The organism is Alteromonas macleodii ATCC 27126 (assembly GCF_000172635.2).
Lineage (GTDB): Bacteria > Pseudomonadota > Gammaproteobacteria > Enterobacterales > Alteromonadaceae > Alteromonas > Alteromonas macleodii.
On sequence record NC_018632.1, the window covers coordinates 2406832 to 2420505 of the forward strand.

Here is a 13674-nt window from a genome sequence, read left to right on the forward strand (position 1 = left end):
ATGGCAAAAACGCAATAGTTCGCGCCAATTCATATAATCACGAACAAGAGTATTTATGACAGACATTACCATTATTCACAATCCTCGCTGTTCAAAAAGCAGACAAACCCTAGCACTACTTGAAGAGCAAGGTGTAGCGCCTGTTATTGTTGAATACCTAAAGCACCCTCTTGACGCAAAAGAACTGAAAGAGATATTTAAAAAACTTAACCTTGGATCGGTTAGAGATATGATGCGTACTAAAGAAGCAGAATATAAAGATGCTAACTTAGGTGACAGCGCACTGTCTGACAATGCGCTTTTTGAAGCAATGGCGCACACGCCCAAGTTGATAGAGCGTCCAATTGTTATTAATGGCGAGAAAGCCAGAATTGGTCGTCCGCCAGAATCTGTTTTGGAAATTGTATAGTGCAACCTGTTCTCGTACTTTATTACAGCCGCAACGGCAGCACAAAGCGGTTAGCTGATGCCATCGCCCAAGGTGTATCGTCATTCGATGTTCCTGTGATAGTACGTACAGTCAAGAGTATCAGCGATGCTGCTAATGACGCGGAATCTAGTGCTGTACCCGAGGTTTCCCTTCAGGAACTCGAACAGTGCAGTGCCCTGGCGTTAGGTAGTCCTACGCGTTTCGGCAATATGGCAGCGCCAGTAAAGCACTTTTTGGATTCTACAAGCAGTCAATGGTTAAAAGGCGCGTTGATTGATAAGCCTGCGTGCGTGTTTACATCTTCTTCTTCCATGCACGGCGGCCAGGAATCCACATTACTTTCCATGATGGTTCCGCTTATCCATCACGGCATGGTGATTTGCGGGCTACCTTACAGTGAGCCTGCGCTACACAACACCACAATGGGTGGCAGCCCTTACGGTGTAACACACGTCGCTCATCACAGTTTAAGTGCACCAGAGCAATTGAGTGCAGATGAAAAAGCGCTATGCATTGCTCAGGGTAAGCGACTTGCAATGTTCGCTAAAAAGCTAGCTGACAACGCCTAACAGTTACGTTATTTGGCGCATAAAACATAGACCTTATAAAGAACATTAAAAAACAAATTGTTTCGGAGACAATACCATGGCACCAGATACGCGTTTTTATCGCTATCTCGCACTTATAAGCCACACCGGGTTAATCGTATGGATAACACTGTGGCAATTTACATTTACTAAAGAGCATACTTACTCTCCTTTGTTTATTGCCTTGTTTTATATTTTACCTTTATTGTTACCTTACTGGGGTATATTGAAAGGCAAACCATATACTCACGCATGGGCCAATTTTGTCGTTTTGTTTTACCTCATTCACGGATGCACTGTGGCATACGCTGTACCTGATGAACGTTGGTATGCAGTGGTAGAGATTATTCTATGCACGGGTATGTTTGTCGGCTGTAGTGCGTATGCTAGAAAACGTGGTCGTGAATTGGGTTTGGGCCTTAAAAAGCTTAAAGAAGAGATGCAAGAAGAAAAAGCACGCTTTGAGCAAGGTCAACAATGATCATGTAATACACAGCGAAAACACATGCTGCCAAGGGGTTAATATGACACGCCATTTGCCTGAATTTACATTAGTAATCGCATCATTATCGTTACTTGCAGCATGTGGAGGTTCTGGTTCAGGCGATAGTTCAGCCCCAAGCACTCCTTCCATTCCTCCAACCATTAGCATTTCAGGCCCTACAAATGCCGTTGTAGGCGATGCGGTCGACTTTGCTGTCGCCTCGCCTACTGGCCACGCTATTGTAGATATCGATTGGCAAGTCTCAGGCGTATCACAGCAGCCTCTCAGTGCTCACACGCAGGCTATCGGCTTTGATGTTACCTCTTCAGGTAGCTTTGATATCGCCGTAAACGTTAGCTTAGAAAATGGCACAACGCTTACAGACACCATAACGTTACAAACGAACGAAAGTACCGCGCCGATTGCCGCATTACGATTGGGTCATGAGGCATCCGAAGGCGGCAGAGTTTCTCTTCGCGTTGACACCGTTAACTCGCAAGGGTTAACAATCTCAAATATCACGTGGCAACAAACGTTTGGACCAATCGTCAATAACTTCAACTTTGATGATGGTGATTATTCTCATTCGATATATTTTCAAGCGCCTCGAGTCAGCAACGACACAATCATTGAAATAGAAAGTACCGTTACACTCTCAAATGGCGAGGTGTTAACCGATAGCGCGCAAGTTCTAGTGAAAAACATCGACATTAACAATAGCGGCTTTTTTGTAGATGACGAGACAAGTATTCCCGAAACGGTAAGCGCGCATATGCAGCCCTATAGAGCCGACAGCCCTTACGCGTCGGCACTTATTGATTGTGTTTATAACAATCAGGTTTCAAACAGCTGTACGTTCTCTCAGCTACCACTGATTGGCCAAGTCACCGAAAGCCCCACTATCGATGATATTTTAGATAGAACATACGTCTCGCATCCGTGGATGGGCGATGCATTTAGAACGTATTTAGAAACTTCAGCAACCCGTGATGACATGCTTAAGTTACTACGCGCAACTAACGCGATTGTGATTTCTTACGATATCCGCCCGTCATTTTATTGGGTTGCCACTGGTGCCATTTACTTAGATGCCAACAACTTTTGGCGCACACCGCAAGAGCGAGACACGCTAAATACTCGCCCAGATTATAGAAGTGGTTTTGGTAGTGAGCTCGATTTTACGACGTCATGGCGCTACGTGAAAAACGGGGCCTATTATTTTCCTAATATCAGCACAGCGAACGTAGCAGATAGACTTCCACGTGACGTGAGCGACGTAGAAGCAGCATTAAGCTATTTGCTATACCACGAACTAGCTCACGCCAATGACTTTTTCGACTACACCGAATGGCAACAACTCAGCAATAGCGCGAGCCCACTGTCGTCTTATGATGACAGCTCTCCCATCTCTACGGGGCTAACAACTTCATTGCCTCTTACGTCGTCACAACTCCATGCTTTGGCCGAAGTTCGATACGGCGGCGCAACCGCTTCAAGCGCGCAACGAAATTATACCGCGCTACAAGTGGCAAATTGGTTTGAGGATGATGGTGCGGTTGCTTTCTACTCTTACTTTACGGAACGAGAAGATCTCGCCATGTTATTCGAGCGCTTCATGATGCTTTACCGGCTTGAGGCAGAAGCGGATGTAGGCGTATTTACAAGAGAGACACTGGAAGACGGCAGTTTCATTCCCACTTGGGCTCAGAGAAACCGTGTTAATGATGATAACGTTACTATGCGCGTAGATTACGTATTAAGTAGAATTTTACCCGAACTCGATGTACCTGCTATTCAAGCGTCACTTCCAAGCCCTTATCTGCTTCCGAACGATATTACCTGGCGGGACTCTGCGTCTAGTACAAATCCAAACGTACAGTCTGCGAGCGATAAGTTAATGCTACAGAACGGCAGAAACAATTCGGTTACTTCCGATGGAACTCTAATGACGGTAGCAGAAGAATTTAGCACCACATCAAGCGCTCATAGTTTAAGAAAAGAACAATAAACGGCAACACAGCAGCGCTTTGACTAACGAAGGTTAAACTCGCGCTTAGACTATCTTAGGTTAAGCTCGCGCTTTGGCTAACTTAGGTTAAGCTCGCGCTTTGACTAATTTAGGTTAAGCTCGCGCTTTGGCTATCTTAGGTTAAGCTCGCGCTTAACCATGCCCACCGATAAGCGTTTTTGTTCTTGGAGTGAGCGTGTGTCTAAACGGGCTAATAGTGACATGAGGCTTTTTAGGTCTCGTTCACTATGGTGCAAAAGAAACTGTAGTGCTTGGTTTGATAGCTTTAATCCACGTTCCGCTGCACGTAAGCGCACGGCTTCTTCACGACCATTGTCATCCAGTTGGTTTACGTGATAAATAACCCCCCACGCCAAGCGAGAACGCAAGTCAGGTAAAACAAAAGCCGGGTTAGATGGGCCTAGGTGACTAGAACAAAGTACCATGGTTTGTTTAGTCTCAATCACTCGGTTTAACAAATCGAATAACGCTTCTTCCCAACGTAAATCGCCGGCTATCGCGTGAATGTTGTCTAATGCGATTAACGAAAGATTCTCAAGGCCTTCAAAAATATCGAGCGACCACGCTTCATAATTATTAAGATTTAAATAAAGGTGACTAACCGATTTTTCGGCTAGTTGATGACAAGTGGCAAACAATAAGTGGCTTTTGCCGATAGCGGTACTGCCTAGTAAAGTAAGCAAAGGCAGCTGAAGCGATGCTAAAGGCCCCAATTCAGGAGCCTCGCGCCAGTGTGGCAGCGCATCTGCAATCTGCTCAAGGACTGAAACTACTTCTTCGTTACCCGTATTGACAAAACTATCGAAGTTTTCGTCAACAGGTAGCGTGACAGGCAAAGGCAGCTGCATGCTAAATTAATTGCTCCAATAGAAACTGTGTCCTTTCACGGATTGTCCGTACGAATCGGTTACGGGACGTAATTTGCTTTCTAGTTTAATACTGTTAAGTAAATCGTCCACCGTTCCAATTAATGTAAGTGAGTACGTGGCAACAGAACCAGATTGCTCTACTAGTGTAGCGTTTTCAATCACACTTAAACTATTTAAATAGTCAGTAGCGCTGGCGTAACTTTTTACCGAGCCAATATTGGCAATCGATACCTTGATAACTTCTCGCTCAGACGCTTCGATTCCTACGATTGCATAAAGCGACGATAAATAATTTGAGTAGGCATCGATTAACTGATTGCCAAGAGCTTCGGGCGAATCACCGTATATGCTGCCATAGCTAACCTTACCGCCACCAACGAACACCCAGTCTAGTGCATAGTCACCTTCATCGGCACGCTTCGCATAGTTGGCAAACTCGTTCATGGTGAACGGCATCGTTGTGCTCTCTTCCTGCGCTAGCTCCTTCGCCGAGGTACCATCAGTATTATTCAAGTTTTGGTTTGTTTCGTCATAACCGTTGTTTAACTGAGCATCAACACCGTTATTCATCGCACCGGACTCAACGTTATCTGAAAAGGTGCGCTGTGCGTCCGTATTATCTACACGCGGATTTCGCTCATCGAAACTTTGTTCATCAGTTTGTGCTCTAAACTGTGCTTCTTCATCTAGCACGCTATCAAGAGATTCTACTGTGCCAGAAGGCACAACATTTTCCGGCAAATCAGGAATTGCACTCGCGTCGTTACGATAAACTCTGGCACCAATAATGTTGTCGACGCTATAGCGTGTAGATGCTTTGCGCAAAGGCTCAACAAATCGTCCCCACACATCATAAGTAGAAATATTTACATTGTCGGTAAGGTCCATTAAAGGCAAGCTTAATGGTACGCCTCGTTCTTTCGCTGTTTGTTTGAGCGTATGTTGTAATTCTGTATTGAGAGATTCGTCTAAGATGATGCGAGTTTCGTTTTCGTCTTCCTGCGCAAGCCACACTATCGTTTCAGGGCGTCTATCACCCCAGAGCGGAAGCATTTCACGCTGAAGAAGTTCATTGAGTTTTGCTTGATCGAACTCCGCAACGTAATACGTTCTGCCTTTGTCAAAAGCAAATCGATAGGAACGAAGCAGCGATTGAGGCGACGATAAGGCTGCTCTAACACCGGCATTATCGAGCACACTTGTGCTGCCCGACATTTTCACAAAAACCTGCCTTAATGCTTTTTTAAGCGCGTTTTGTTGGGTGCGCTGAGTTTGATCTTCAACTTGAATCTGCGCTTCGTTGACCACTACGCGTTGAGCCGCATTTGTAAAGGGGGCGTAAGTCAGCGCAGCAAGAAATGAAATGCCCAGAATGCCTTTCAAGCTAACTCTCGTTAAATTAGTTCCATTGGTGTTACGCTTTACTGCCGTTAACATTGACACTCCATACTCTCTTAAAATCAATTCCTTACCTATCGAATCGTCAGTTAATCTTGTTTACCTATATACGGTAAACTTGGACTAACCTGCGCGCAATTCACTCTACTTTTTAGAGCGAGACATTTTATCAAGCAAGATGTTCACCAAAAGATAGCCTTCTATTGTCTTTTATATTGGGTTTAATTTCACCCCTAAAATAAAAAAGATCAAAAAGCGCATAAAATAGCCTTCACAAATTGGACTTGTGACGACTTGCTGGTAGAATCCGCGGTTTTCTACCTCTTAGTTTCAGGGCCCAACCGTGAGCGAAAATAAAACCTCTTTAAGTTACAAAGATGCAGGCGTAGATATCGATGCAGGTAATCAACTTGTTGAACGCATTAAATCTGTTACCAAGAAAACCCATAGACCAGAAGTAAAAGGTAATCTGGGTGGTTTTGGTGCACTTTGTGAACTGCCTACTAAATATAAAAAGCCGCTACTTGTTTCAGGTACTGACGGCGTGGGTACAAAACTAAGAGTTGCTATGGATGCTAACCGTCATGACGGTGTTGGTATCGACTTAGTGGCAATGTGCGTAAACGACCTTATTGTTCAAGGTGCTGAGCCCCTATTCTTTCTAGATTACTACGCAACTGGCAAGCTTGACGTTGATGTAGCCGCGTCGGTTGTTACCGGCATTGGCGCCGGCTGTGAGCAAGCAGGTTGTGCATTAATTGGTGGTGAAACAGCCGAGATGCCTGGAATGTATCACGATGGTGACTACGATATTGCAGGCTTCTGCGTAGGCGTGGTTGAAGCTGATAAGGTTATTGACGGCACTAACGTTAAATCAGGTCAAAAACTAATTGCACTTGGTTCATCGGGCCCTCACTCAAACGGTTACTCATTAGTTAGAAAGATTATTGAAGTTAGTGGTGCAGATGTAAACGCCGACCTAAACGGCAAGCCTATCATCGACCAACTTCTCGAGCCTACTCGCATCTATGTTAAATCGGTATTGGCATTGATTGAAGAAGTGCAAGTAAGCGCTATTTCTCACATCACGGGCGGTGGTTTTTGGGAGAACATCCCTCGCGTGCTACCTGAAGATGCGAAAGTGGTTATTGACGAAAGCACCTGGGAATGGCCTGCAATCTTCTCTTGGTTACAAGAAAACGGTAACGTGACTCGCCACGAAATGTACCGCACGTTTAACTGTGGTGTTGGCCTTGTAATCGTTGTTGACGAAAGCGATACCGATGCTGCACTGAATATTCTTAAACAACACGGTGAAAATGCTTGGGTTATTGGTGATATCGCAGCAAAAGATGGCGAAGAGCAAGTAGAGATCAACGCGTGAGTAACAGTGTAACCAAACTATGCGTACTTATTTCAGGTAATGGCAGCAATTTACAAGCCATTATCGATGAAATAAAAGCAGGTCGTCTAAACGCGGAAGTCAGCGGCGTGATCAGTAATCGCCCTACTGCTTATGGTCTGGAACGCGCTAAAGAAGCCGGGATCAATGCGGTTTGCTTAGATCATACAGGCTTCGATTCACGAGAGTCTTATGACGGGGCGCTCAAAGCACAAATTGAGGCTTTTGGCGCAGACTGTGTTGTTCTTGCGGGCTTTATGCGTATCTTAACACCGGAGTTCGTCGACAGCTTTGCTGGAAAATTAGTGAACATTCATCCATCTTTGTTGCCGAAGTACAAAGGTTTGAATACGCATCAGCGAGCTATCGACAATGGAGACAAGGAGCACGGCGTTAGCGTGCACTTTGTTACACCGGAGCTCGACGGCGGCCCTGTTATCATTCAAAGCCGCGTACCTGTGTTTGAAGACGACACAGCAAGCGACCTGGCCGAGCGTGTTCAAGAACAAGAACGTCGTATCTATCCGCTTGTACTATCTTGGTTTAGTGCAGGCCGATTATCGATGCGAAACAATAAGGCAGTTTTAGATGAGCAAGAATTACCAGAATCTGGTTATGCAAGCGACTAAGCCTTTTGCTTTAGGCGCACTGTTAGCAGCATCGCTTTCAGTAGCCGCGCAAGCAAACCCTAGTACAGAAAATACGGATAGTGCAGAGCTACCGCTTCAGCCCTACAAGGCAACCTATACCGCTTACAAATGGGGTGACGACGTAGGCGAAGCGAATATTGAGCTCTCGAAATTAGGTGACCAACAGTATTCTCTAATTTACACGTCAAAAGTGTCTAAGTTTTTCTTGTCTGACAAACGCAGTGAACATTCTATTTTTACTGTTAATGATAATACCGTCGTACCCTCTGAGTACTACTATAATCGTTCTGGCACAGGACCTGATAAAGAGCTTAAGGTAACGTTTAGTCATCAGGGACAAGGCAAAATTGCAGTCGAGAATGGCGAAACATTTGATTGGAACGGTGAATTTGATAACCAAATTTATCGTATTGACCTTGCAAAGCAGTTAGCGGAAGGTAAGACATCTTTAGAATACCACTTCGTAAATTATCGTGGCGAACTTCGTCACTACGGCGTTCAAGTGGTGGATGAAGAGGTATTGTCTTTACCTTTCGGTAAAATTGAAACTGTAAAAGTTAAGCTTATTCGCGACTCAAATAAGCGTGAGACGTTTGCTTGGTTTGCGCCATCACTTAACTACACGTTAGTTCGTCTGCAACAGTTCAAAGAAGGCGATGAACAGGGCGATATCAAACTGAAATCGTTTGAGACGCAGTAAAGCGTAAAGATAAACCGTTTTTTGTCTCAACAACTTTTTCACAATTGTTGAATAAAGCACGTTATGAACTAGCATTCAGACGTGCTTTTTTATTTACACTGTTGCTGTCTTATCCTCACGTAACCTCTTCTCGTTTCGCAACACAATTCACATTCTAAATCAGTATTTATAAGCAACGACTATACTTATAGAGCGGATAACGCACTACCCTATTATTTATGTCGTTGTTAATAGAATATTCATGTAAAAATCTTGATCTTTGCCCTATTAAATAATAGGTTTACAGCATGCTGGTCTGACCTCGATCTGTGACTGCTTTTCATAAAGCAACTCACTATGCTCGAGTTAAGACTAGCGTAACGTTTAACGCCTTTCAGGAGTGAAGTATGGCAGATTTTATATGGTTTTTACTGGTCGTTGTGACACTAGCGGTAGCTAGTTATCAGCGAACCAGCTTGGTAACAGCGGTTGCCATGGGCGCAGGTGTTATGATTTTAGGCACCCTTTTCGGTGACATCGGCCTGCTTGGTTGGGTAGTGTTCCTTGCTTTAACACTGCCGTTCACGCTCGCAAATATCAGACAGCAGCACATCTCTAAGAAGCTGCTAGCCTTCTACCGCAAAGTTATGCCTGAAATGTCGAGCACTGAGCAAGAAGCTATCGACGCAGGTACGGTATGGTGGGACGGTGATATTTTCAGCGGCAAGCCAGACTGGGATAAATTACACCGCATTCCGAAAGGTCGACTCACTGCTGAAGAGCAAGCATTCTTAGACGGTCCTTGTGACAAAGTGTGCTCAATGGTCGATGAATGGCAAATAAACCATAAAGATGCTGATCTTTCACCTGAAATTTGGCAGTTCCTTAAGGAACACAAATTCTTCGCGATGATCATCAAGAAAGAGTATGGCGGTCTAGAGTTTTCGGCATATGCCCAGTCTCGCGTTCTTCAAAAACTTGCAGGCGTTAGCGCGGTGCTATCAAGCACAGTCGGTGTACCAAACTCATTGGGCCCGGGCGAATTACTTCAGCACTATGGAACAAAAGAGCAACAAGATCATTATCTTCCCCGTCTTGCTGCCGGTGAAGAAATCCCTTGTTTTGCATTAACCGGCCCAGAAGCTGGCTCTGATGCAGGTGCGATCCCTGATGTTGGCGTTGTATGTAAAGGCGAGTGGAATGGCGAAGAAGTGTTGGGTATGCGCCTAACGTTTAACAAACGCTACATCACCCTTGCGCCTGTTGCTACGGTTATTGGTCTTGCCTTTAAACTTCAAGATCCTGAAGGTCTTCTAGGTGATAACAAAGAGCCGGGCATAACATGTGCCCTTATTCCTCGCGACACTAAAGGTTTAGAGATTGGTCGCCGTCACTTCCCACTCAATACGCCATTCCAAAATGGCCCTATTAAGGGTGAAGATATTTTCGTTCCAATCGATTACATCATTGGTGGTCCGAAAATGGCAGGTCGCGGCTGGCGCATGCTGGTTGAATGTTTGTCGGTAGGTCGCTGTATTACCCTTCCTTCATCTGCTGCTGGTGGTGCTAAATCAGTATCTCTTGCAACGGGTGCATATGCACGTATTCGTCGCCAGTTCCGTATGCCTGTAGGTCATATGGAAGGTGTTGAAGAAATGCTTGCGCGCATTGGTGGTAACGCATATTTGATGGATGGCGTAACACGCTTCTCAACGGTGGGTGTAGACCTTGGTGAGAAACCTTCTGTTATCTCGGCTATCTGTAAGTACCACTTAACCGAGAAGATGCGTCAAATCATTAATGATTCGATGGATGTTCACGGCGGTAAAGGCGTTATGCTTGGGCCAAATAATTACCTTGGTCGCGGCTATCAAGGTGTACCAGTATCAATTACGGTTGAAGGCGCAAACATTCTAACCCGTAACATGATGATCTTTGGTCAAGGTGCAATGCGTTGTCACCCTTACGTGCTTAAGGAAATAGAAGCTGCGTCTATCGAAGACAAAAAAGAAGCGTTGAAAGCGTTTGATAAAGCGGTATTCGGTCATATTGGCTTTGCGGTAGCTAATACTGTTCGCAGTATTTGGTTCTCGTTAACCAATGGCGCATTCAGCAGCGCACCGTTCACTGACGAAACGGCGCGTTACTACAAGCTACTTCAAGGCTACAGTGCAAACTTAGCACTACTAACCGATGTCTCTATGGGTGTGCTTGGTGGTGATCTTAAGCGTCGCGAGCGTTTATCAGCGCGTTTAGGTGACATCCTAAGTGGCCTTTACATGGGTAGTACAACGCTTAAACGCTTCGACGAAGAAGGTCGTCTAAAAGAAGATTTACCGCTTTTACATTGGGCAATGCAAACTACATTGCACGATATCGAGACAGCAATTGATGACTTCTTGGCTAACTTCCCTAACCGCGCAATCGCTGCAGCGCTTCGCGTTATGGTGATTCCGTTTGGCCGACGTATTGGTAAGCCTTCAGACAAGACAGAACATGCTATTGCACAAATGCTTCAAACGCCTTCAACTGCACGTAGCCGTTTAGGTTATGGTCAGTACCTCACCCGTGAGGAAGGAAGCTTGTTTGGCGATCTTGAGCAAACTCTTGATGATGTACTAGCAAGTGAGCCTATCTTCGAACGTATTTGTAAGCACAAAAAAGCTAAACTACCGTTTACCCGTTTAGATGTGCTTGCTGACGAAGCGCTAGCAGAAGGAATTATTAACGAAGAAGAAGCGAATCTACTTCGTAAGACTGAAGCTGGAAGACTTCGCACTATCAACGTCGATGATTTCGACCACGAAGAATTAGTAGCGAAGGTTAATTCCAACACCACTGCTAAGAAACGAGGTGGCAAAGCTGCTTAATTTCATACCCAAACAAAAGGGCCGCTCTCGCGGCCTTTTTCGTCAACGATTCATTCTATTAACATCACTCACCTACGTATTTTCTAGCCTTTGCTTGGCCGATCAAACAACCTGCGGAAATACCGAACAGGCGAGAGAACTCTCTTTATTAATTGCTAACGACAAAGGTCAACAACGTTCGGTACTAAAATGTAATCCTACGCTTGTTATGCTGGCTGAAACAAAAGCCAAAGACATGGCTGAGAGAGGCTTGGTGTCTCACTTTTTGGGCGGCAGTCCGAACACTCGCATTCGCAATGCTGGTTTAACGTTACCAGAATATTATGGCGATGCGATGAGCAATCAAGTGGAGGCCCTTGCTGGTGGTTATATAACAGCTGATGACGTGTGGTACGCACTTAAAACATCGACTTCACACCGTCAACACTTGTTAGCAGAGTTACCTTTTTATCAAGAACAAGATCAAATAGGTATTGCCTTTTACAAAGATTACTCAACGCCTCACGTTGAATACTGGGCCATATACTTGACCAAACTGATTGACACAGAAGCGTCTAACAATGACTTAAAGGATGACACAACAACTACGCTTCTAATAAAGCGTCAAAAGAAGTTTGACCATGTCCCTGATAAAGGTCTTGGGATCGTCACGGAAAGTGGTGAAATTATTTTACAGCCAAAAAAACCGGATGAATAATCCGGTTTTTTATTAGCGCTAGATAAATACTTAGTTTAGCTAAGTTGGAGTTTATCCATCAACAATACGGCTTGCGTACGCGTGTTGATCTCTAGCTTGCGAAGAATGGCACTAATGTGTGCTTTGATTGTGGCTTCGGTAACGTTCATCTCGTGAGCGATTTGCTTGTTCATTAAGCCTGCGCGTAAGTAAGAAAGCACTTGAATCTGTTTAGGTGTAAGTTCACGGAAGCGCTGAAGTAGAACTTTAAGCTCATCGTCAACTTTCTCTAGTTCTTCTTCCATACCTTCTGGAAGCCACTTTTTGCCACCAATAATGTCTACAATAGCCTGAGCAATTTCTCGTGTTTGCGACACTTTGGGGATAAAGCCCTGAGCACCTAGGCTCATTACTTGAGCGACAACCTCAACAGTATCGCTGCCCGAAACTACACCAACAGGAATATTCGGATATTGCTCACGCAGGGTAATAAGGCCGTTAAAATATTCACCGCCAGGCATATTAAGGTCAAGAAGGATCAGCTCAACACCGTCGAATTCGTTTAGCTTCGCCATCGCATCATCCAAGCTTCCTGCTTGAATTATCTGTGCGTTTTCAAAGTAAGGTTCCAACGCGCCGCTCAAAGCTTCGCGAAACAATGGGTGATCGTCTGCTACTAGAATTCTTGTCATTAGCGTTACTGCTTCCTTATTGTATTATGAGTATAGATTAATACTTTAGATCATTAACGAAAAGCCCTAAACCAGAAAAATCACGCAAAATATAACAAATTTGGTGTTTTCCATTGGCATTTACGTATCAAACGGTAAAATTGCGCCCCAAATTAGTTAATTGAAGACCCACTGTGAAGAAACACGACAATATATACGCAAAGGCACTCAATAAAGTAGATGACTTTAAATTTGACGAGTCTGTCGTTGATGTGTTTCCCGATATGATTCAGCGCTCAGTGCCTGGATACGAAACCATTGTTCACACCATAGGCGAATTGGCTAAAATTGCCGTTACGCCCAATACCTTCGTTTATGATCTTGGCTGTAGCTTAGGTGCTGCAAGTTTATCTGTGGCAAGAGCTGTACCTAACGATACATGTGAAATTATTGGTGTGGATGCTTCAGAAGCAATGGTAGAACGCTGCAAACGCGTCGTACAGACCTTCACACTGCCAAACCCAATTGTTATTCAGCATGGGTTTGCACAAAGTGTAGAAATTAAGAATGCCTCTTTGGTTGTGATGAATTTCACTTTGCAATTTATCCCACCCGCTGACCGCGAAGCGTTATTAAAGCGCATTTACGACGGGCTTAACCCCGGCGGTATGTTGGTGCTATCAGAAAAAATACGCCACCCTACCCTTACTGGCAATGAACTGCTGGTAGATTTACATCATCAATTTAAGCGCGACAACGGTTATAGTGAACTAGAAGTGAGCCAAAAGCGCGCCGCGTTAGAAAAAGTTATGCTAACCGATACATTTAACGAGCATGATACTCGCTTGAGAAAAGTCGGGTTTACCGATGTTGTGATGTGGTACAAATGTTATAACTTCACGTCTATGGTTGCCATTAAAGGCTAAACA

The 13674-nt window shown here is 44.6% G+C and carries 13 protein-coding genes; 10 read left to right on the plus strand and 3 right to left on the minus strand.

The window, feature by feature from the left end:
- Nucleotides 1-55: 55 nt before the first annotated feature.
- The 4 genes from arsC (at nucleotide 56) to MASE_RS10245 (ending at nucleotide 3509) form a co-directional block, all read left to right on the plus strand.
- Nucleotides 56-409 (plus strand): arsenate reductase (glutaredoxin), encoded by a 354-nt coding sequence (arsC, locus tag MASE_RS10230; RefSeq protein WP_014949666.1) that lies wholly within the window; start codon nucleotides 56-58, stop codon nucleotides 407-409.
- On the plus strand, nucleotides 409-999 hold the full coding sequence (gene wrbA / locus MASE_RS10235; protein ID WP_014949667.1) for an NAD(P)H:quinone oxidoreductase: 591 nt from the start codon (nucleotides 409-411) through the stop codon (nucleotides 997-999). The genes arsC and wrbA overlap by 1 nt, the downstream gene beginning before the upstream one ends.
- 76 nt (nucleotides 1000-1075) lie before the next feature.
- Nucleotides 1076-1498, plus strand: coding sequence for a DUF2069 domain-containing protein (locus MASE_RS10240; protein ID WP_014949668.1), 423 nt, complete (start codon nucleotides 1076-1078; stop codon nucleotides 1496-1498).
- Nucleotides 1499-1541: 43 nt separating this feature from the next.
- Nucleotides 1542-3509, plus strand: coding sequence for a hypothetical protein (locus tag MASE_RS10245; RefSeq protein ID WP_014949669.1), 1968 nt, complete (start codon nucleotides 1542-1544; stop codon nucleotides 3507-3509).
- 131 nt (nucleotides 3510-3640) lie between these two features.
- Here the strand turns inward: MASE_RS10245 and hda are convergent, their stop codons facing one another.
- Nucleotides 3641-4378 (minus strand): DnaA regulatory inactivator Hda, encoded by a 738-nt coding sequence (hda, locus tag MASE_RS10250; protein WP_014949670.1) that lies wholly within the window; start codon nucleotides 4376-4378, stop codon nucleotides 3641-3643.
- A 6-nt stretch (nucleotides 4379-4384) separates the two neighbouring features.
- Nucleotides 4385-5836: a DUF2066 domain-containing protein gene (locus MASE_RS10255; protein WP_014949671.1), complete on the minus strand. Its 1452-nt coding sequence runs from the start codon at nucleotides 5834-5836 to the stop codon at nucleotides 4385-4387.
- Nucleotides 5837-6140: 304 nt separating this feature from the next.
- Here MASE_RS10255 and purM point away from each other — a divergent pair, with 304 nt between their 5' ends.
- The 5 genes from purM to MASE_RS10280 all read left to right on the plus strand — a co-directional run bounded on the left by purM (nucleotide 6141) and on the right by MASE_RS10280 (nucleotide 12095).
- The gene (gene purM, locus MASE_RS10260) at nucleotides 6141-7181 is read left to right on the plus strand and encodes a phosphoribosylformylglycinamidine cyclo-ligase (protein ID WP_014949672.1); all 1041 of its coding nucleotides are present in this window, start codon (nucleotides 6141-6143) and stop codon (nucleotides 7179-7181) included.
- Entirely contained in the window at nucleotides 7178-7828 is a 651-nt protein-coding gene (purN, locus tag MASE_RS10265; RefSeq protein ID WP_014949673.1) for a phosphoribosylglycinamide formyltransferase, read from the plus strand. The genes purM and purN overlap by 4 nt, the downstream gene beginning before the upstream one ends.
- A complete protein-coding gene (locus MASE_RS10270) occupies nucleotides 7788-8549 on the plus strand; it encodes a DUF3108 domain-containing protein (protein ID WP_231506486.1) in 762 nt (253 codons plus the stop codon). Before purN ends, MASE_RS10270 begins: the two co-directional genes overlap by 41 nt.
- A gap of 386 nt (nucleotides 8550-8935) precedes the next feature.
- Nucleotides 8936-11398 (plus strand): acyl-CoA dehydrogenase FadE, encoded by a 2463-nt coding sequence (gene fadE / locus MASE_RS10275; RefSeq protein WP_014949675.1) that lies wholly within the window; start codon nucleotides 8936-8938, stop codon nucleotides 11396-11398.
- Entirely contained in the window at nucleotides 11382-12095 is a 714-nt protein-coding gene (locus MASE_RS10280) for a CAP domain-containing protein (protein WP_014949676.1), read from the plus strand. Before fadE ends, MASE_RS10280 begins: the two co-directional genes overlap by 17 nt.
- Before the next feature lie 35 nt (nucleotides 12096-12130).
- On the opposite strand, the gene MASE_RS10285 is transcribed toward MASE_RS10280, so the two are convergent.
- Nucleotides 12131-12766: a response regulator transcription factor gene (locus MASE_RS10285; RefSeq protein WP_014949677.1), complete on the minus strand. Its 636-nt coding sequence runs from the start codon at nucleotides 12764-12766 to the stop codon at nucleotides 12131-12133.
- 173 nt (nucleotides 12767-12939) lie between these two features.
- On the opposite strand from MASE_RS10285, the gene cmoA reads away from it, so the two are divergent.
- The gene (gene cmoA, locus MASE_RS10290) at nucleotides 12940-13671 is read left to right on the plus strand and encodes a carboxy-S-adenosyl-L-methionine synthase CmoA (protein WP_014949678.1); all 732 of its coding nucleotides are present in this window, start codon (nucleotides 12940-12942) and stop codon (nucleotides 13669-13671) included.
- Nucleotides 13672-13674: the final 3 nt, after the last annotated feature.